Genomic DNA, 19,206 nt, shown 5'->3' with positions numbered 1-19,206 from the left:
GAAGAAAAGTTTTCAAAAATGCGACAAATTGCCCTAGCTGCCTTCCCCTTTCCTCTTACCAACCCTGAGTATGTTGATTAACCAGCTCATACAAAAGTTGTATATGGTCAGGTGAAGCATTCAAGGCTGGAATATAGCTGAAATCTTTTCCACCTGCCTGTTCATAAATCTCCCGATTTTCTTCTTCAATCTCTTCCAGAGTTTCCAGACAGTCAGCGCTAAATCCAGGACAGATCACACTAACGCCCCGAGTCTCTTTTTTACCCAACTCCGCCAAGGTGTAGTCGGTATAAGGCTGCAGCCAAGGCTCACGGCCGAAGCGGGACTGATAAGTCAGCATCCACTGATCTTCACCCAAACCCAGCTCACGGGCTAGGAGAAGCGCTGTCGTTTGGCAGTGGCGCGCATAGGGATCGCCTTGCTCGGTATATCTTTGCGGAATACCGTGAAAGGACATCAGCAGTTTTTCTGGTTCCCAGCCCTGCTTTTTCCAAGCTTCACGAACGGAAGCAGCCAGAGCCCGGATGTAAGCAGGATGCTGATGATAATCACGTACAAAGCGTAATTCAGGCAAATGGGGACAGGATTTAAGGCTTTTAGCAAGACGGTCAAATACAGCAGCCGTAGTGGTTGCTGAGTACTGGGGATATAAAGGCAGCACCAAAAGACGTTCAGCGCCGGAAGCACGCATTTCTCGACCAATTTCTTCCATCGAAGGGGAACCATAGGTCATTCCCAGGAAGACAGGAATTTCCTCGCCCATGCATTGCTGCAAACGCTCTTTCAGCGCCTGTTGCTGCTGACGGCCTATCGCTAACAAGGGCGAACCCTGGTCAGTCCAGACGCTTTTATAGTTTTCAGCAACTCGGCGTGGGCGAAATCTCAGAATAATGCCATTGAGGATCAGCCACCAGAGGGGCCGCGAAACATCAACAACCCGCTGGTCCCAAAGAAACTCAGCAAGGTATTTTCTGACCGCTGCAGGTGTTGGTTCATCAGGTGTTCCCAGATTAACCAAGAGGACAGCAAAAGGCGGTGGGGTGCTAGTGGACACTCAGTAACTCCCTATCACAAATTAGTAGCGTACAAGTTACGTACAATACTAACCTCGACAGGGTGAGGTCACAACCCGAAGTTGGTTGCCAAGGTTTTTTTTACAGGCTCAGAGGAATGGCAGCCGTTAAAGGATCAGAGTAACGCGGCTCACGCCCTAGAACCTCATCATGCGCTACCTGGCTGATCAAAACGGCTTTTTCAACGCCAAAACGTTTAAGCTCGCCCGTGGCCTGATCCAGACTGCGATAGACTTTTGGCTGACCACGCCAGCCTTTCAGCAGGTCCATATCTTCGCCCCAGCGAATTTGGATCAGGTAAAAACGACTAGCGGCATGGCTGATAATGCGCAACTCGACATCATCTCTTAGTTTCATGAGTTGTTTCAGATCTTTTGCTTGCATAGCAAACTCCTTGGACAGATACAAAGTTAAAGGCTTCCATAGAGAACTAAGGCCCTACTGTTTAGTAAGAATTTCTTGCAACAAGTTCCCATACTTATACAGTTTTTTTACACCTTTTAGCGGCTCTATACCATACAAACTAGTCTCCAGCTGTGACCAAGTGATGACATCTACTTAAGATTTCAATTAAAATTCCGCCCTGTTATCTGGATAAGTATTGCACTATAGTTGTATCTGTCTGCAAATTAAGACGCAAAAGCACTCTTTTTTTCTTAGGGAGAAACATCACTATGACTGATGAAAAAGATAAGCAGTCACCCCAGGATTCGACGGATCCTATGGTGCCTGATGGTGAAGTTAACCCCATAGACACTGACTACCAAATCGGCCAGGACAATATTGCTGTTCAGGTTGGCCCTTTTGGTTTGGATATCCATAATCGGGTATTTGCCATTTCAGGACTGGCAGTCATTGTCTTCGTTCTCCTGACGCTGATTTTCCAAAACCAGGTAGCTCCTCTCTTTGGAGACCTCCGTGGTTGGCTTACTTCCAACCTGGATTGGTTCTTTATCAGTGCGGCCAATATTTTTGTTATTCTCTGTTTGTTTCTAATTTTTTCTCCTTTGGGGAAAGTACGCCTTGGTGGCACTGAAGCTACGCCGGATTTCTCTTATCTAGGCTGGTTCTCAATGCTCTTTGCGGCTGGTATGGGTATCGGCTTGATGTTCTTTGGTGTTTCAGAGCCTCTCTCCCACTTCACCACCGCCTATGGCGGCACCAGCATGGAAAATGGTGTTAGAACCGACTGGGCACCCTTAGGTGGCGCTGCTGGCGATGCTTTGGCCGCCGAGCGTCTGGGCATGGCCGCGACCATTTACCATTGGGCCCTGCACCCCTGGGCTATCTATGCCGTACTTGCTTTGGGCCTGGCACTTTTCTCGTTTAACAAAGGTCTTCCCCTGACCATACGCTCTGTTTTCTACCCACTGCTGGGTGAGCGCGTTTGGGGCTGGCCTGGGCATGTCATTGACATCCTGGCCGTGTTTGCAACGCTATTTGGCTTGGCAACCTCTCTGGGGCTCGGTGCTTCCCAGGCAGCAGCTGGCCTGAACTATCTGTTTGGCTTGCCTGAAGGCAATACGATGGAAGTACTTCTCGTTGCCGGCATTACCCTCATAGCACTGGTTTCAGTCATGGCCGGCCTGGAAGCTGGGGTCAAGCGTCTTTCTCAAATCAATATGGTCTTGGCCGCACTTTTGCTGCTCTTCGTTATCATTGTTGGGCCTACTCTGGCGATCATGACGGGCTTTGCAGCTAACCTGGCTGCTTACTTCCAGCATCTGCCTGCTCTGGCTAACCCCATCGGGCGTGAAGATACCAACTTCTCCCAAGGCTGGACCGCCTTCTATTGGGCTTGGTGGATTTCCTGGTCACCTTTCGTCGGCATGTTTATTGCTAGGGTTTCACGGGGTCGCACCGTACGTGAATTCCTCGTTTCCGTACTACTGATTCCTTCTTTGGCCTGTGTTCTTTGGATGTCGGTCTTTGGTGGCACAGCTATCAGCCAGTATCTGGGCGGCTTTGAAGATGTTGCCAGTGCTGACCTACCCCTCCAGCTCTTCACCATGCTGGATGTACTGCCCTGGGCTCAGGTGACTTCTTTTGTTGCCATTATTCTGGTGGTTGTCTTCTTTGTTACCTCCTCTGACTCAGGGTCACTGGTTATCGACACCATTTCAGCGGGTGGCAAAGTGAATGCCCCAACTCCTCAGCGCGTGTTCTGGTGTACTTTTGAAGGCCTGGTTGCCATTGCCCTGATTCTGGGAGGCGGTTTGGTGGCCTTACAAGCCATGGCAGTATCCACTGGCTTCCCCTTCACCCTGGTTCTGCTAGTGTCCTGTGTGGCACTCGTCAAGGGCCTGGCCTCAGAACCCAAAGCGGTGTAAACCCTCGGTAACTTGCGTTACCTGAAAGACCAGGCGGATACTTGTTTTCAGGTATCCGCCTTTTCTTTTAACAATGACTATGGAGGCGTGGTAATGGAAGCAGAACATCTAGAAATAGTGGACTTTTTACGACGTTTTCCTCCTTTTAGTAAGCTACCTGAAGAAGTGCTTGCCAAAACCGCCAGTCATGTGGAGGTTGGTTATTTCAAAGAAGGCGAACAAATACTGGAATTCGGTCAAAGCATTGATGCCCTGCATGTTGTTCGCAGCGGTGCTGTTGAAGTCTTCCGACGCAATGGTGACCTTTACAATCGACTCAGTGAAGGTGGCTTTTTTGGTGAGTTTGGCCTGCTTAGAAATGGCAAGGTTCGCTTTCCTGCTGTCGCCCTTGAAGACAGCCTGATTTATTTTCTTCCCGAAGCTGTCTTTACTGAGCTTTTTGAAAACCACGAGCTCTTTGCTGATGCCGTTGAAGTCGAAGATAGAACCCGGCTGCGCCAGGCTGTTTCCCGCCGGGAAGATGCTAACCAATTAATGACTTCGCGGGTCATTCGTCTGGTAACTCGCGAACCTGTTACCATTGAAAGTACCCTTAGTGTACGCGCAGCAGCCCAGCGCATGAGTGAAGAAAAGGTTTCCTCGCTACTGATCACTGACACTGAAAGCCAGGACATCGTAGGCATTATTACTGACAAGGACCTGCGCAATCGGGTGGTTGCTGCCGGACTGGGTTATGACCTGCCCGTCTCGGAAATCATGTCGGTCAACCTGATTACCATCAATGCCCGCCAGTTTGTTTTTGAAGCTATGCTAGAAATGCTCAGGCATAACCGCCATCACTTACCGGTAATGCGACACGGTAAGGCCCTGGGGGTTGTTGCTCTAGCTGACATCATTCGCTATGAATCCCAAAACAGCCTATTCGTTGTCAGCAGTATTTTCCGCCAACACAACATTGAAGAGCTCAGCACCCTCGCCAAGGATGTCAAAGCCAGCTTTGTGCGCATGGTCAATGAAGATGCTAACTCGCATATGATTGGTAGTGCCATGGCAGTCATCGGCCGCAGCTTCAAACAGCGGTTGCTTGAGTTGGGTGAGGAACTTTTGGGGCCACCTCCGGTTCCTTACTGCTTTTTGGCCTTGGGCTCTATGGCTAGAGACGAGCAAACCCTGGTCACCGATCAGGATAATGCGATGATTCTCGATAATCGCTTTGATCCCAAAGAGCATGATGAGTATTTTTTCAAACTCGCCGAATTTGTCAGCAACGGATTGGCTGCTTGCGGTTATACCTATTGCTCCGGCGATATCATGGCGACCAATAAAACCTGGCGCCAGCCACTCAAGGTATGGGAAAAATACTTTAGTGACTGGATAGGCCACCCCGACCCGGCCGCCCTGCTGCACAGTTCAATTTTCTTCGACCTGGATGGTGTTTGGGGCAAGGTCGAATGGGCCGATAAACTCAACGACCTCATTCACCGCAATACCCAGCGCAACCCCCGTTTCCTGGCATGTATGGCGCGCAATGCTCTGAATCGCACCCCCCCCTTGGGCTTTTTCAAAGACTTTGTGATGGAAAAGGATGGTAAGCACAACAACTCCATTAACATGAAGCGGCGGGGGACAGCACCTGTAGCCGACCTGATTCGCGTCCACGCCCTGGCCGTTGGCTCCAAGTCGAGAAACTCCTTTGAGCGTCTTCAGGACATTATTGCAGCCAATATTCTCCCCAGTGGCCGCGGACAGGATATACGCGATGCCCTGGAGCTGATATCACGGGTTCGAATTCGTCACCAGGCCCTAGCTGTTGAGGAGGGCCGGGAACCTAACAACAATGTTGCACCAGAAAATCTGTCTGACTTTGAGCGCAAGAATCTGAAAGATGCCTTTCAAATCCTCAGTAATGCGCAAAAGTTCTTAAAATTCCGTTACCCCCTCTAGGGAGGCAGGCATGTTTTATCTCGACAAGGAAAAGCTCGGCTTGCCTGGTAAACAAGAACCCCAGCTACAGGCTGCCGATTCCGAGGTTCCTGACTGGCCGAGCCGATTTAAGGTGCTGCACCAACACGCCAAGGACAAGCGCCTGCAAGCCTTCTATGATGCAGGTGTCGTTGCTGGCGATACGCCCTTGGCAGAAACACCTTTGCTCGCCGTTGATTTTGAAACCACCGGCTTCAACCCCCGTAAAAACAGCATTGTCAGTATCGGATTGGTGCCGATGACGCTTAAGCGCATACGCTGCCATGCAGCCAAGCATTGGATCGTCAAACCCCTTAGTGGTCTTAGCCAGGAGTCTGTTGTCATCCACGGCATTACCCACAGTGAAATTCAACATGCACCGGATCTCAGTCAAGTTATAGATGAATTGCTGCAGGCCTTTGCTGGCCATGTGATGGTTGTGCACCACCGTGGTATTGAAAGGCCTTTTCTAAATGAAGCTCTGAAAGCACGGCTGGGTGAAGGGATTGAATTTCCAGTGATTGATACGATGGAATTGGAGGCACGCCTGCATCGCCAAAAAAGACTCAGCTGGTGGCAACGCTTTCTTGGACGCCAACCTCTGTCCATTCGTCTTGCCGATAGCCGTAACCGCTATCATCTGCCCTGGTATCGGCCGCATGATGCCCTGACCGATGCCTTGGCAACGGGTGAATTGCTGCAGGCGCAAGTAGCTCACCGCTTTACACCCGAAACTCCGATCAACGACCTTTGGAAATAGTTTACTTCAAGCAGCCTGGTCCAACAGCTCACTGGACCAGGTTCGGCTATACAAATAAATATCATTGAGGCGTTTGGTCAGTTTCGGTGACTTGTTAGCCAGGCTACCCTTCTCAAAAGCCTCAACCAGTCGCAGTAGTTTGCCATAGGGCCCTTCCCGTTTCATTAGAGCGGCGACCAACTGTTTATCCAGCGGTAGTTTTTCCAGCAAGGTGGAAAGCCGCTCCCCCATCAGCACATCAACCTTGGATAGCATACCCACCATAAAAGCACTGCGCGGGTCCAACTCCATGCCTTTGGCCAGATTTTCACACATGGAAGCCCGCGTCAGGGTTAAGAGCATCACTAGGCGGCTGCAAGGGCCATTACTGGCTAGCATCAGAGTCGTAACGATGCTGCTCATCCGGTCTACCCCCAAGCGCTTTAACGCCTGAGAAATCGAGGTAATTTCTTCCCGGCCCCGGTTCATTGCCGAGTTGGTATAACGCAACAAGAGCACACAGAGGTGAGGGTCCTGGGCCAGAAGTCTTTCCAGCTGTTCATAGTCAGGCTCTTCTTTTTGTAGCTCAGCCAGAATGCGTACTTCGGCAGTGCGATTTCCACCACGTTTGCGGCCTGTTTCAACAATAGATTCAGGCTTGGAAAAGAAAAAGCCCTGAAAGAAGTGAAAACCTAGCTCTTTACAGCGATTAAAAGTCAACAGATCTTCCACCCGTTCAGCCAACAGCTTCACCTTATATTCCTTGAAAACTTCCAAATCCAGCTGTTCAGGAATATTGGTAATCATGTCTATTTTAATAATATCAGCCACTTCCAGCAGTGGGCGGGTTGCATCGCTCAATTCAAAGTGATCCAGGGCGATAGCAAAACCCTGCTGTTTAATTTCTTTAATTTCACTCAAAAAACTGCTATCAACACGAGCATCATTTTGGATTTCTATAACCAACTGATCCTTGTGCTCAGGAAGTAGTTCAGGGCGGCGCAACCATTCGCGTGGCGCATTAAAAAATAGCGTTCGGTCACCAATCAAACGGTCCAGGCCGATCTCATGAATCGCCGCATTAAGTGCCCTGGCAGTAGCCTGCATGGGGTCACTAAAGTGGGAACTTTTCGAATGATAGCTGGATCGATAGAGTAGCTCATCAGCCACGTGCTGCATCTTTTGGTTACATATAGGCTGCAGAGCAATGCAGTAATCTGCTGGTGTTTCATTACCTGTCTCAACCATTGTCCACCATCCTGTAGAAAGAACTGACCTATTGGCATGTTAGTTAAGCATCCGGTAAACAGCAATGAACAGGAAATTTAATTTCCATTAAACCTGCAGACATAAACGGCTGCCCTGCACGTCACTTAGTACATCAATACGCTGATTTAACTGTTCTTTTAGCTCGCTAACATGGGAAATCACGCCAATCATGCGCCCCCCTGTTTGCAGCTCCATAAGGGTAGCCACTGCAAGGTCAAGTGTCTCAGTATCCAAGCTGCCAAAGCCTTCGTCAATAAACAGGGTTTCCAAGCGTACCCCACCGGCATAAGCCTGAACCACCTCTGACAAACCCAGCGCCAGAGACAAGGCTGCCATGAAGGATTCGCCACCGGATAGGGTCGCTACGTCACGACGCCTGCCCGAGTAGGCATCATGAACCTGCAGATCCAGGCCTGCTGCTCCGCGACCTCCCGTTTCTTGGGAGCGCACCAGTGAATAGCGGCCTCGGCTCATATGATCGAGTCGCCGTGAAGCCAGGGCCAGCACATCATCCAAGAGCACGCCCAGAACAAAGCGCTGGAAACTGATTTTACTGCCGCTGGCACCAGTGGCCACATCAGCCAGGGTTCCATAAATCCGGTAGCGGTCTTCCAAGGTTTGGTTTTCCCTATGCGCTTTTTCCAAGCGCTTAGCGGTTTCTTGCAATTGATTCCAGCGCTGATCGAGCTGCTGAAACTCCGTTTGCAACGCCTCGAGTGCTTGTTCGGCTGCAGTTTCCTGCTGCTTGAAATACTCCAGATCCGGGTGTTTTTGCTCAGCCAGCGTTTCTTTCAACTGATCCAGCTTACCTTCCAGTTGATGTTTTTTATCCTTCCAGGCATTGACCTGCTGGCTAAATACTTCCAGCTGCTGATCTTCCAGCAGAACTGCCTGCCAGGAGACGCTATTCTTAAAGCCGCTCGCCTCTAGTGCCTGCTCCCAGTTTTGTGCCGCTGTCTTCTGCTCTTCAAGGCTAGTACTTAGCTGTTCCTGTAAGTCTTTTTCTTGCTGAACCCAAGCAGCCAGCTGTTTGTCTTGCTCCTGGTCTTGTTGCTGGGCTTGGCTTTTGGCCTGCTCCAGAGCCTGGAGTTGCTGAGAGAGTTTATCCAATGCCTGGGCTAAAGCTTGACGAGTACGGAGTTGGGCTGGCAGCTCCTTTTCTAATTGGTTCAGGAGGCTTTGCTCGGTGACCAGCTCATCATTTGCCTGCTGCCAGCGATTTTGTACTTGCAGTAGCTGGGGTTCCAGTTCATTGAATTGCTCCTGGTACTGGCGCTGCTGCTCTGTCAGTTGCTGCTGGCGTTGCTGAGCAATTTTTAGCTGCTGCTCCTGTTGCACTAGCTGCTGAAAACTTGCCTGCAGGATCGCCAGGGGTTGCTCTGCCAACTCCTGCAAACCCGCAATGAGCTCCTGCTGCTGGCGATGATTTTCCTGCAACTGGTAATCCAGCCCTTGGCAGTGGGCGGTCCAATCCTGAAGCAGCTTGGCAGCCTTCTCCACCTCCTGCCGAGCAGTCTGCAGCTGCTCTTTACTAACCAAGCCTTGAGGGTTGGTCGGCTGAGCAGGTGCTGGGTGTTCCTGGCTACCACAGACCGGGCAAGGTTGACCGGGAAATAATTGCTGGGCCAGTTCAGCCGCCTGCCCCAGATGCCAGTGATATTCAGTCTCTTGAGCTTTTTGTTGTTGCTCCTGCCAAAAGCGCTGGGCAAGCTGCTCTTGCTCCTGTGCAGAGCGCTGATCTTCGCTTAGCTTTTGCTGCGCAAGGCGCAGTTCCTCCAAACGCTGGCGGCTTTGCAATTGCTGACTTAAGCGCTCACGTTGCAGAGGCGCTTCGGCCAAATTCTGCTGCTGTTGCGCTAGCTGGCTGAGTTCTTCTTCAGTAGCTTTAATCTGCTTTTTAAGTTGCTGCTCTTGAGCTTGCAGGTCAATGAGGGTGTCATTCGCCTTTTTTGCCTCCTTTTGAGCCAGGTTAACCTTCCGCTCTTGCTCGGCTAATTGCCCCACTTTTTCCTGATAACTCTGTAAGCGATGCTGCCCTTGCAGCAGGCCAGGGCGCTGGTTGCTATCGGCTTCTTCCGCCAACAAGCGAGCCTTTTCAGTCTGCTGTTTGTTGGCCAGTGCCTGCTGGTATTTTTGCTGGCACACCTGAAGCTGGTTTTGTAGTTGCTGGTGATGCTTTTCCAGACGATCCAATTCATTTTTTTGCGGCTGGATTTTTCGTGCCTTAGCATCCAGCGCCAGCTGTTCCTCTTGAACCTGAATAGCGGGCTGCTGGTCGAGATGCGACTGATACTGCGTCTTCAATTGGTTCAGAGTTAAAAACTGGGCTTGCAACTGCTGGGCTGAATTACTGGCTTTGACCGCCTGTAGGTGCTTTTCCTGAGCGTCTTTTTTCTGAACCAGTAGCTGCTGGTGTCGGGGCTTTAGCTCTTGTAGCTCCTGGGCGACTTCCTCTTCCGTGTGCAGCTTACAGCTTTCCAGAATCCCACTGATCCGCAGCTTATGATCCTGCATCTCCCGCTGAATCTGGCCCGCTCTGGCTTTGAGCTTATCTTCCAATTGTTTATAGATTTGGGTTTGAAACAACTGGCTGAAAATGGCCTCGCGATCGCGTGAACTGGCCAGAAGTAACTCACGAAACTTACCCTGGGGCAACACCATAACCTGGCGAAATTGATCAACAGTCAAACCCAGCAGTTCCTGAATATGGTTGATCACTTCACCTGCTTTAGTGCCCAACAGTTTTTCGCCTTCCTGAGCATCCAGTTGATAGAGCTCAACTCGGGCAGCCTGGGTTGTCCAGCCTTCTCCTTTTTGCTTGGGCCTTTCCTGTTCGGGAGCTCGATAAATGCGATAACTGCGCTGCCCCAGACTGAAAGTCAGCTCAACCCAGGTCAGATTCTTGGCTTCAGCACGGTCACAACGCATCTGGGCACCACTGCGATCATTACCCGTCGTCTGGCCATAAAGTGCAAAGCAGAGGGCATCCAGAAGAGTGCTTTTTCCTGCCCCGGTGGGACCATTGATCAAAAACAGCGGGCTTTCACCCAGGCGGGTAAAATCCAGTTCTTCACACCCGGCAAAGGGGCCGAAGGCTTGTAGGCTTAACTGACGTGGTTTCATCCCTGAGCTTCCTCCTGACGAATTTCTTCAAGCACATCCCGAACAACTTGTAGCTGCTCATCAGAAAGCTTCGCACCCTGCACCTGATGGAAAAAATCCTGGAACATATCCACCTCGCCGCGCTTGAGTTTTTCGCGCGCCAGCTGCAAGTCACTGGTGCTGGTAAAGCCGGTTTTTTCCAAGTGCAGAACATTGGGGTAGACTCGGCGCAGCTGAGTCATGGGCTCCAGCAGAGCTTCTGAATCGGTCAGGCGCACCAGCAGAAAGTCTTCGTTATGAGGGTCACTTTCGCCCTGTTCGAGGAGGCTTTTCAGATCACCCTCCAGAATACGCAGGTCTTTGCGAGGCTTCAGGGGCAGGAGTTCAAAGCCAACCAGCCCTTCTTGATTGATTTCCACCAGCGTTAGGGATTTGTTCTGGGTCGCTTCGGAAAAGCTGTACTTCATCAAGGAGCCACTGTAGCGAATAAACGGCTTGCCCTTGTACTGGGGTGAGTGCAAATGGCCCAGGGCCACATAATCAAAATCCGCCAACGGCTGCCAGTCCACCCGATCCGCCCCACCGATGGAAAGAGGTCGCTCCGAATCGGATTCGGCAGCACCATCTAAAAAGCAATGGCTTAGCAGCACCTTGGGGCGATCTGTTTTCGCCGCCTGCTTGACTTGTTCAACCAGAAATTGATGAGCTGAATTAAAGCAATGAACCTGCCCGTCCTCTAGCTGGTCTGCAAAAAGCGTTCTTACTTGAGCGGGGTCGGCATAGGGCAGGCCATAGAAATCAACCTGAACGCCATCTGTTTCCAGGGTCACTGGCTGGTCAACAGTTTTTAGGTCCGCCAGAATATGCAGGCCTGCCGACTGCAACTGGCGCGAGCCAAAACCCAGGCGCTCAGCACTGTCATGGTTGCCAGAAATAAGAATCACCGGAATCTTCAAACCCTGAATCACCCGATCCAAAAACTCATCCAGCACCTCTACTGCACTGGCAGGCGGAACCGAGCGATCATAGATATCCCCGGCAATGACCAAGGCATCTGCTTCTTGCTCCTGCAAGTGGCTAAAAACCTGATCCAGCAAATGCTGCTGGTCGGCAAGCAAAGACGTTTGATGAAAAATGCGGCCCAAATGCCAATCAGACGTATGAATAAACTTCATGCCCTTAGCACCCCTGGAGATCAGGGACACAACTACCTGCTGCTTTTAACTCGGCCAATCGGGTTTCCAGAGGAACCGGCTGATAACCCTGAGCCAATAGATGGTTCATTCCACCTTCAAGGTTGATCACCTGATAGCCCTGCTGACTTAAAAAATCGCTGATGGCACTGGTGCGATTCCCACTTCGACAAATAATCGCCAGAGGTTCCTCTTTACTGACATGCTTTTCAAGCTGCTCAAGAAAAGTCCGGGCATCGTATTGTCCCTGTTCATCAAAGAAGGTCAGTGGCAGGGCGCCTTCGGCCAGTCCGGTTTCCTGCCATTCTGAAGAGGTGCGTATATCAACCAAAGCCACACCTGAATCCAAAAACGCCTGGTCAGGATAGATAGAAGTTACTTCCGCCTTAGCCTGCAAGGCAAAAAAGCCTACGAAAACAACAGCAAGAATTAAACGCATAGTAAGCACCCAGCCAAAACCCCAGAAGATATAAGTCTTTCAAGTTTAGCAGCTCTAGGGGCAGGTGAGCAGCCACCTGATTACCACTTGCCGCTTCAGCTTCTGTGATACATGCTATAAAAATGAAAGCACTGTTAGCTAAGGAGCAGAAATGCATATTGAATTTTTAGGCGCGGCTCAGGAAGTCACCGGTTCCTGTCACCTGGTTGAAATTGGTCGCAGCCGAGTCCTCCTGGATTGCGGGCTGGTTCAAGGCGGTGGCAAAGCAAAAGATGGCGAGGAAAATGCCGCCGATTTTCCTTTCGACCCGGCCAGTATTGATGCTGTAGTGCTGAGCCATTCCCACCTGGATCACTGTGGCCGTATTCCGCTGCTGGTCAAACAGGGTTTTAAGGGCAAGATTTACACCCAGCGCGCCTGCCAGGAGATGTGCCGGGTGATGTATATGGATGCAGCGCATATTAATGAGCGGGATGCCTTTACCCAAAACCGCAAGCGTGAACGCAAACACCTGCCACCCATAGAGCCCCTGTTCACTAAAGAAGATGCTGAAAAAGCCCTGAGGCATTTTCGTGGTATGGATTATGAAAGCAGCCTGCAGGTTGCTGAGGGAGTAACCGCAACCCTCTTTGATGCCGGGCACATACTGGGTTCCTCCATCGTGCAGCTGGATGTCGATGACGGCCAGGGCCATCAAAGGCGCATCCTCTTCACCGGTGACCTGGGCCATGCCGGGGCACCCATACTCCGTAACCCAACCTTCTTACATCAGGCTGATGTTGTCTTGATGGAAAGCACCTATGGTGGTCGCTGCCACCGCAGTTGGGAAGAAAGCTTTCAGGAAATGGCCGAGGTTCTGAAAAAAGCCCGCGAAGGCGGCGGTAACCTGCTGATTCCTGCCTTTGCTGTCGGACGCACCCAGGAGTTGCTGTATCTCTTTGCCAAGCATTATAAAGAATGGGAAATGCACAACTGGCAGATTTTCCTGGACAGCCCCATGGCCATTGAAGCCACGGAAGTCTATTCGCATCACAGTGACCTTTACGATGCTGAAACTCGCAAGCTTTGGCAGAAACACCAGTACAAAAACCTGCTACCCAACCTGACCATCACCCGCTCGCCAGAAGAATCGATGGAAATTAACAAGCACAAGGAAGGTGCGATTATTATTGCCGGCAGCGGCATGTGCGAAGGGGGACGAATTCGCCATCATCTAAAAAACCATGTCTGGCGTGAAAGCACCCACTTGGTTTTTGTTGGCTTTCAGGCCAGAAATACTCTGGGGCGTCGCCTGATCGAAGGCGTCAAAACCATTAAACTTTGGGGCGAGGAAATCGAAGTAGCAGCCAAAATTCATACCATCAATGGCTTTTCTGCCCATGCTGACCAGCAGGGTTTGATTGAATGGTATCGGCAACTTGAAGATTCACCGCCGCTGTTGCTGGTTCACGGCGAAGAAGAAGCCCAACAGGCCTTGATTGAAGCCATTAAGCCCTGGACCCAGGCACGTGCGCCTGAAGCGGGTGATCGTCTGGATTTACTGGACCCTTTTGCGCCGCTAAGCAAAGGCTCGTAAAACGGCCTGCTTCTCAGCAGCTGCCAGTCAGAAAAAAGTAAAACACCGAGTCTGACTGGTAGCTAAACACAGGGCTCAAGCAATAGTTTTAGGACGCTTAAATATTAAAAATAAGGGGGAATGGACTACTTGGGAAGGCTGCAAGGTTTCACTTCGATGGTGCCCAGGAGAAGACTCGAACTTCCACGACCTTTCGGTCACTGATACCTGAAACCAGCGCGTCTACCAATTCCGCCACCTGGGCTTAAAGTGATAACCTGCGGTGTTGAGTGATGGTGCCCAGGAGAAGACTCGAACTTCCACGACCTTTCGGTCACTGATACCTGAAACCAGCGCGTCTACCAATTCCGCCACCTGGGCAACTCAACGGCTGCGTATTCTACAAGTTAAATTTTTCTGTGCAAGCTCTTTTTAATCTTTTTATCGCCATCAACATGTTAGACTCAAATCACTGCAAAAAACATTTTGCCTCTATTTTAAGCGAGAAGGAAGCCCAGCATGACAGCAATCTGGCCTTTGGAAAAAGACCCTCAAGCACTCAGGGAAGCCGGCACCTATGACAACCCGGTTCCCAGCCGCGAATATCTCCTCCAGTGTCTTGAAGAAGCCGGGCGGCCCATGACTCATGAGCAGCTCTGCGCCGCCTATGGCATGACCGACGAGGATTCAATTGAAGCACTCCGGCGTCGACTGATTGCCATGGCAAGAGATAACCAGCTTTTTTCCAATCGCCGTGGGGCCTATGCCCTGATCAGCAAGCTGGATTTGATCAAAGGCCGTGTACAAACGCATCGTGATGGCTTTGGCTTCCTGATTCCTGAAGGGGGTGGCGGTGATTTGTTTTTGCACAACAAACAAATCCGTAAAGTTTGGGATGGCGATCTGGTACTGGTCCGTGAAGATGGCAAAGATGGCCGTGGTCGCCGGGAAGGCATTATTGTCGAAATCCTCGAAAGAGGGGTCACACAACTGGTCGGCCGCCTGAAATTTCAATCCAGCGGTTTTGCCCTAGTGATTCCTGAGAACCCCTCCCTTCATCACGAAGTCCTGATTCCACCCGATCAGTTAATGGGGGCCAGTGAAGGTGAGATGGTTCAGGTGGAAATTCTGGAGCACCCGGCACCGCGCAAGAAGGTTGCTGGTCGTGTGGTTGAAATTCTGGGTGATTTCATGTCACCGGGCATGGAAATCGAAGTTGCCCTGCGTAGCTACGACCTCCCCTTCACCTGGCCCGATGAAGTCACTCGTGAAGCCAATGCCTTGAGTAGCAAGGTTCTCGAAGAAGACAAACAGAATCGTGTTGATCTGCGCAACCTCCCCCTGGTCACCATTGATGGTGAAGATGCCAGGGATTTTGATGATGCGGTCTACTGCCAAAAAAGCACCACCGGCGGTTGGAAACTTTGGGTTGCCATTGCTGATGTCTCCCACTATGTCCGGGTTGATTCACCCCTGGATCGGGAAGCACGCAAAAGAGCCACTTCGGTTTATTTTCCCGGGCAGGTGATTCCCATGCTGCCTGAAGCCCTTTCCAATGGCCTCTGCTCTTTGAACCCTGATGTTGACCGTCTGTGCATGGTCTGTGAAATGAACATCAGCAAGGACGGTAAGCTGACCCGTTATAAATTCTATGAAGCTGTCATGCGCTCACAGGCAAGGCTCACCTATACACAGGTTGGCGCCCTTCTGGATGAGCCTGAGTCAGATACCGCTCAATACCTCTATGAGCATCATTCAAAACTGCTGCCTGGACTTTATGAGCTCCACAATCTCTACAAAGCTCTGCGTGCAGAAAGAGATCAGCGCGGTGCGATCGATTTTGAAACCCGCGAAACCCGCATCGTCTTTGGTGCGGACCGCAAAATTGAAAAAATCGTGCCCGTTGTCCGTAATGATGCTCACAAAATCATTGAGGAATGCATGCTGGCTGCCAACGTGGCGACAGCACGTTTTCTGGAAAAACACCAACTGGCCGGGCTCTATCGCGTCCATGAAGGTCCCAAGGCGGAACGCTTGGAAACTCTGCGTGCCTTCCTGGGTGAGCTGGGTATTCATCTGGGTGGTGGCGACAAACCCACCCCTCAAGACTACCAGGATGTCTTTGAAACCATTCGTGGTCGGGCCGATGCAGACATCATTCAAACCATGATGCTCAGGTCCATGCGCCAGGCGGTTTACACACCCGTCAATGAAGGGCACTTTGGTCTGGCCTATCCCGCCTATGCCCACTTTACCTCTCCGATACGTCGCTACCCAGACTTACTGATTCACCGTGCCATTCGCGGCCTGCTAAGAAGTGATAAGCAAACCACTAACGTCAAACGTCTGGACTCCACTCCCAAAGAAAGCCTGCAAAAGTGGCTGCCTTACACCCCTCAGCAGATGTTGGAGCTGGGCGAACACTGCTCCATGGCTGAAAGAAGAGCTGATGAAGCCGTTCGGGATGTCACTGACTGGCTGAAATGTGAATTCCTTTCAGCCCATGTCGGCGAAGTCTTTATGGGCCGGGTCGCTTCAGTCGTCGGCTTTGGCCTCTTTATTGAGCTGAATGATTTCTTTGTCGAAGGCCTGGTGCATATCAGCTCCCTGCCGGGTGACTACTATCGCTTTGAACCAGAAAAACAGCGACTGCGCGGTGAACGCAGTGGCCGCAGCTGGCGTCTGGGCGATCAGGTTGAAGTCATCGTCTCACGAGTTGACTTGGATGACCGTAAGATTGATTTTGATCTAACAGAAAGCCTACCCACACCGGCACGCCAACCCAGGCAGCGTCAGCCAAAACGTCAGCCGGTCAGTCCGGTCGTCACCAGCGAACCTCAAGTTGCCCTGGAGCCCGAAGCACCCGGCAAGAAAAAAACCAAAAAGAAAAAGGATAAAGACAAAAACAAGGAAGCAGGCAGCAAACGTAAAAAAAGACCCGGTAAAAAAGAACGCGAAAAAAAGAAAAAGGCTAAGAAAGACTAAGCATGTCAAAACCAGCATTCAGGCGTAAGCCCAACAAAAAGAACCTAACCGAAAACGGCCAGGTTGCAGTCTTTGGTCTGCATGCGGTCACCAGCCTCCTTAAACACCGCCCACAGCAGGTTTTTAGCCTCTGGGTGATGGAAGGGCGTCTGGATGCCCGAATGCAACCCCTGCTTGAGCTGGCTCAAGCCCAGGGGCTGGAAGTGGCCACCAAGACCCGCGAAGAACTTGACCAGCAGGCAAGCGGCGCTCACCAGGGCATTCTCGCCTGGGCACAGCCCCGCCAAGCGGGCAATGAAACCGAGTTGGAAACCCTTTTAGAGCAAGCTGAAAAAGCTCCCCTACTGCTAATACTGGATGGCGTGACGGACCCCCATAACCTGGGGGCCTGTCTGCGTACCGCCGAAGCAGCCGGTGCCGATGCCCTGGTTCTTCCCAAAGACAAGTCCGCAGGCCTGAATGCCACTGTCCGCAAGGTCGCCTGTGGTGCTGCTGAAACCCTGCCCCTGATTCAAGTCACCAACCTGGCTCGCACCCTGCGCAGCCTGGCTGACTATGGAGTCTGGATTCTGGGCACAGCGGGTGAAGCCAAGCTTTCAGTTTACGAGGCCGATCTGGACCGCCCCCTCGCCCTGGTGATGGGTGCTGAAGGCAAAGGGATGCGCCGGTTGACCCGGGAACACTGCGATCAACTGGTTCACCTGCCGATGGCCGGGGAGGTTTCCAGTCTTAATGTCTCCGTTGCTTCCGGCATCGTCCTTTATGAAGCCGTACGTCAGCGCTTGCCCCAGGCAGGCCCGACAGGTTAGAATGCCGCGCTTGTCTGGGGTACTTTTGGAAATTGACCCGGACAGTAACAGGCTCCATCCTGTTATCCAGCACTAGCAGTTTCCTCCTTGCTTTTTGCTTCAGGCTGCACGCAGCCGCTGTAAAAGGCTATTAACCCGTAAGGAGCATTCCATGCGTCATTATGAAATCGTTTTCATGGTTCACCCTGATCAGAGCGAGCAAGTGCCTGCAATGATCGAGCGTTACACAGGCCTGGTTACTGAAAACCAAGGTCAGGTTCATCGTCTGGAAGACTGGGGCCGCCGCCACCTGGCTTACCCTATCGACAAGATTACCAAGGCCCACTATGTTCTGATGAACCTTGAGTGCCCTGAAAACGTAATCAGCGAACTGGAAGAAATTTTCCGTTACAACGATGCCGTTATCCGCAATCTGATTGTTCGTATGAACGAAGCTGTCACTGAGCCTTCTCCTATGAAAGCCAGCGAATCGCGTGAAGACCGTCGCCGCGATGATCGTGACACTCGTCAAGAAGAGTCTGAAGAACAAACTTCTGAAGACACTGCTGAATAAACCCGAATATCAGGAGAAGCAAAATGGCTCGTTTTTTCCGTCGTCGTAAGTTCTGTCGTTTCACTGCTGAAGGCATCAAGCAAATCGACTACAAAGATATCGATCTGCTGAAAGGCTACATCACCGAAACTGGCAAAATCGTTCCCAGCCGCATTACCGGCACCAAGGCCAAGTATCAGCGTCAGCTGTCAACCGCCATCAAGCGTGCTCGTTACCTGGCCCTGCTACCCTTTTCGGATAGCCACGAGTAAGTCCAACAACAGGGAACACCCCTGAGAGCAGACAAGCATGCGTTTTTTTGCAGAATTTGTCATGAAAAGCCGCAGCAGGGCCGCAGGCGCGGCTGTGCTGACTGCCTTTTTACCCGTCCTGTCCCTGATCAGCGGTGCCATCCTGGCACTCGTCTGGTTGAGAATGGGGCGGCACGAAGGGCTCTACCTGCTTTTCTGGGTCAGTTTGCCAGGGGTTTATTACCTCTTTGCACAAAACAATCCTGACCTACTACTGCTTCTGCTAGGAACTGCCCTGCTTGCCGAAATTCTGCGGCAGACCCAAAACTGGCCCCAGGTTCTCCTGGCCGGCATGGGTCTGGGCAGTTTGGTGGCTCTGGGCTACCAATGGCTACCCGACGATATCCAGGAACATTTCATCCAGGTACTCGTCAATCAGGGCGGCTTGGTGCAGTTTGATGAACTTAGCGCCAGCGACCAACAGCAGGTGATGGGCTTAATGTCCCTGCTGCTGAATGGTGTTATCACAGCAGTACAAATACTGTTGATCTTCATCAGCCTATTTCTGGCCCGCTGGTGGCAAGCCCTGCTTTACAACCCAGGCGGTTTTCAAGAAGAGTTTCACCAGCTGAGAATGCCCAGCTGGTTCCCGATCGCTTTTGGTGTTGTCATCCTGGCTGTTGCTCTAGGTATCCAACTGCTGCTACCACTGGTTCCACTGCTCTTTGTTCCTTTGTTAATCGCTGGTTTGGCCCTGATTCACTGGGTTGTAGCCATCAAGCAATACAACACCTTCTGGCTGGGCATGTTGTATGTACTGCTTTTATTTGCCCTGCCTTACTTGAGCGTTCTTTTGGTGCTGATCGCCATGGCGGACAGTCTGATGAACTTTCGTCAACGACTGGCGCCCCCTCCCCCACCCGCTGATAAGGGTGATGACGGGGACGCCTAACGTCTAGAGGATATA

At 51.4% G+C, this 19,206-nt stretch carries 15 protein-coding genes and 2 tRNA genes; 9 read left to right on the top strand and 8 right to left on the bottom strand.

Going from position 1 to position 19,206, the window contains the following annotated elements; translation table 11 throughout:
* Positions 1-55: 55 nt before the first annotated feature.
* Together hemH and BM185_RS04910 are read right to left on the bottom strand one after the other, a co-directional pair.
* Entirely contained in the window at positions 56-1,054 is a 999-nt protein-coding gene (hemH, locus tag BM185_RS04915) for a ferrochelatase (RefSeq protein WP_091960196.1), read from the bottom strand.
* Between the two features lie 100 nt (positions 1,055-1,154).
* Positions 1,155-1,457, bottom strand: coding sequence for a DUF6482 family protein (locus BM185_RS04910; RefSeq protein WP_091960194.1), 303 nt, complete (start codon positions 1,455-1,457; stop codon positions 1,155-1,157).
* Positions 1,458-1,747: 290 nt separating this feature from the next.
* Here BM185_RS04910 and BM185_RS04905 point away from each other — a divergent pair, with 290 nt between their 5' ends.
* The 3 genes from BM185_RS04905 to BM185_RS04895 all read left to right on the top strand — a co-directional run bounded on the left by BM185_RS04905 (position 1,748) and on the right by BM185_RS04895 (position 6,125).
* A complete protein-coding gene (locus tag BM185_RS04905; RefSeq protein WP_091960191.1) occupies positions 1,748-3,403 on the top strand; it encodes a BCCT family transporter in 1,656 nt (551 codons plus the stop codon).
* A gap of 93 nt (positions 3,404-3,496) precedes the next feature.
* A complete protein-coding gene (locus BM185_RS04900) occupies positions 3,497-5,347 on the top strand; it encodes a putative nucleotidyltransferase substrate binding domain-containing protein (RefSeq protein WP_091960188.1) in 1,851 nt (616 codons plus the stop codon).
* A 10-nt stretch (positions 5,348-5,357) separates the two neighbouring features.
* Positions 5,358-6,125 carry a 3'-5' exonuclease gene (locus BM185_RS04895; protein ID WP_091960185.1) on the top strand — a complete coding sequence of 256 codons (768 nt, stop codon included), beginning with the start codon at positions 5,358-5,360 and terminating at the stop codon, positions 6,123-6,125.
* A gap of 6 nt (positions 6,126-6,131) precedes the next feature.
* Here the strand turns inward: BM185_RS04895 and BM185_RS04890 are convergent, their stop codons facing one another.
* From BM185_RS04890 to BM185_RS04875, 4 genes are all read right to left on the bottom strand, one after another.
* Positions 6,132-7,274, bottom strand: a complete 1,143-nt coding sequence (locus BM185_RS04890; RefSeq protein ID WP_177203477.1) for an EAL and HDOD domain-containing protein — start codon at positions 7,272-7,274, stop codon at positions 6,132-6,134.
* A 165-nt stretch (positions 7,275-7,439) separates the two neighbouring features.
* Positions 7,440-10,496, bottom strand: a complete 3,057-nt coding sequence (locus BM185_RS04885; protein ID WP_091960180.1) for an AAA family ATPase — start codon at positions 10,494-10,496, stop codon at positions 7,440-7,442.
* Positions 10,493-11,650: an exonuclease SbcCD subunit D gene (locus BM185_RS04880; protein WP_091960178.1), complete on the bottom strand. Its 1,158-nt coding sequence runs from the start codon at positions 11,648-11,650 to the stop codon at positions 10,493-10,495. Before BM185_RS04880 ends, BM185_RS04885 begins: the two co-directional genes overlap by 4 nt.
* 4 nt (positions 11,651-11,654) lie before the next feature.
* Positions 11,655-12,107 (bottom strand): rhodanese-like domain-containing protein, encoded by a 453-nt coding sequence (locus tag BM185_RS04875; protein WP_091960175.1) that lies wholly within the window; start codon positions 12,105-12,107, stop codon positions 11,655-11,657.
* A gap of 151 nt (positions 12,108-12,258) precedes the next feature.
* Here BM185_RS04875 and BM185_RS04870 point away from each other — a divergent pair, with 151 nt between their 5' ends.
* Positions 12,259-13,683, top strand: coding sequence for an MBL fold metallo-hydrolase RNA specificity domain-containing protein (locus BM185_RS04870; protein WP_091960172.1), 1,425 nt, complete (start codon positions 12,259-12,261; stop codon positions 13,681-13,683).
* A 157-nt stretch (positions 13,684-13,840) separates the two neighbouring features.
* Here BM185_RS04870 and BM185_RS04865 read toward each other — a convergent pair.
* Positions 13,841-13,927, bottom strand: a tRNA-Leu gene (locus tag BM185_RS04865).
* 29 nt (positions 13,928-13,956) lie between these two features.
* Positions 13,957-14,043 (bottom strand) — tRNA-Leu (locus tag BM185_RS04860).
* A 138-nt stretch (positions 14,044-14,181) separates the two neighbouring features.
* Here BM185_RS04860 and rnr point away from each other — a divergent pair.
* The 5 genes from rnr (at position 14,182) to BM185_RS04835 (ending at position 19,191) form a co-directional block, all read left to right on the top strand.
* A complete protein-coding gene (gene rnr / locus BM185_RS04855) occupies positions 14,182-16,647 on the top strand; it encodes a ribonuclease R (protein WP_091960170.1) in 2,466 nt (821 codons plus the stop codon).
* Between the two features lie 2 nt (positions 16,648-16,649).
* Positions 16,650-17,456, top strand: a complete 807-nt coding sequence (gene rlmB, locus BM185_RS04850) for a 23S rRNA (guanosine(2251)-2'-O)-methyltransferase RlmB (RefSeq protein WP_091960168.1) — start codon at positions 16,650-16,652, stop codon at positions 17,454-17,456.
* A gap of 151 nt (positions 17,457-17,607) precedes the next feature.
* Entirely contained in the window at positions 17,608-18,009 is a 402-nt protein-coding gene (rpsF, locus tag BM185_RS04845) for a 30S ribosomal protein S6 (RefSeq protein WP_091960165.1), read from the top strand.
* 23 nt (positions 18,010-18,032) lie between these two features.
* Positions 18,033-18,260 carry a 30S ribosomal protein S18 gene (gene rpsR / locus BM185_RS04840; protein ID WP_091960162.1) on the top strand — a complete coding sequence of 76 codons (228 nt, stop codon included), beginning with the start codon at positions 18,033-18,035 and terminating at the stop codon, positions 18,258-18,260.
* Positions 18,261-18,297: 37 nt separating this feature from the next.
* Complete coding sequence (locus BM185_RS04835; RefSeq protein WP_091960160.1) at positions 18,298-19,191, top strand: YybS family protein; 894 nt, start codon at positions 18,298-18,300, stop codon at positions 19,189-19,191.
* The last annotated feature ends 15 nt before the right edge of the window (positions 19,192-19,206 follow it).

The organism is Marinospirillum celere (assembly GCF_900112235.1).
Taxonomy (GTDB): Bacteria; Pseudomonadota; Gammaproteobacteria; order Pseudomonadales; family Halomonadaceae; genus Marinospirillum; species Marinospirillum celere.
This window is presented reverse-complemented; position numbering and strand designations above follow the sequence as displayed.

Excerpts from the sequence above, each read along its gene's own strand:
- BM185_RS04910 (WP_091960194.1), bottom strand. The coding sequence starts at position 1,457 with ATGCAAGCAAAAGATCTGAAACAACTCATGAAACTAAGAGATGATGTC.
- BM185_RS04905 (WP_091960191.1), top strand. The coding sequence starts at position 1,748 with ATGACTGATGAAAAAGATAAGCAGTCACCCCAGGATTCGACGGATCCT.
- BM185_RS04900 (WP_091960188.1), top strand. The coding sequence starts at position 3,497 with ATGGAAGCAGAACATCTAGAAATAGTGGACTTTTTACGACGTTTTCCT.
- BM185_RS04895 (WP_091960185.1), top strand. The coding sequence starts at position 5,358 with ATGTTTTATCTCGACAAGGAAAAGCTCGGCTTGCCTGGTAAACAAGAA.
- BM185_RS04885 (WP_091960180.1), bottom strand. The coding sequence starts at position 10,496 with ATGAAACCACGTCAGTTAAGCCTACAAGCCTTCGGCCCCTTTGCCGGG.
- BM185_RS04880 (WP_091960178.1), bottom strand. The coding sequence starts at position 11,650 with ATGAAGTTTATTCATACGTCTGATTGGCATTTGGGCCGCATTTTTCAT.
- BM185_RS04875 (WP_091960175.1), bottom strand. The coding sequence starts at position 12,107 with ATGCGTTTAATTCTTGCTGTTGTTTTCGTAGGCTTTTTTGCCTTGCAG.
- BM185_RS04870 (WP_091960172.1), top strand. The coding sequence starts at position 12,259 with ATGCATATTGAATTTTTAGGCGCGGCTCAGGAAGTCACCGGTTCCTGT.
- rnr (WP_091960170.1), top strand. The coding sequence starts at position 14,182 with ATGACAGCAATCTGGCCTTTGGAAAAAGACCCTCAAGCACTCAGGGAA.
- rlmB (WP_091960168.1), top strand. The coding sequence starts at position 16,650 with ATGTCAAAACCAGCATTCAGGCGTAAGCCCAACAAAAAGAACCTAACC.
- rpsF (WP_091960165.1), top strand. The coding sequence starts at position 17,608 with ATGCGTCATTATGAAATCGTTTTCATGGTTCACCCTGATCAGAGCGAG.
- rpsR (WP_091960162.1), top strand. The coding sequence starts at position 18,033 with ATGGCTCGTTTTTTCCGTCGTCGTAAGTTCTGTCGTTTCACTGCTGAA.
- BM185_RS04835 (WP_091960160.1), top strand. The coding sequence starts at position 18,298 with ATGCGTTTTTTTGCAGAATTTGTCATGAAAAGCCGCAGCAGGGCCGCA.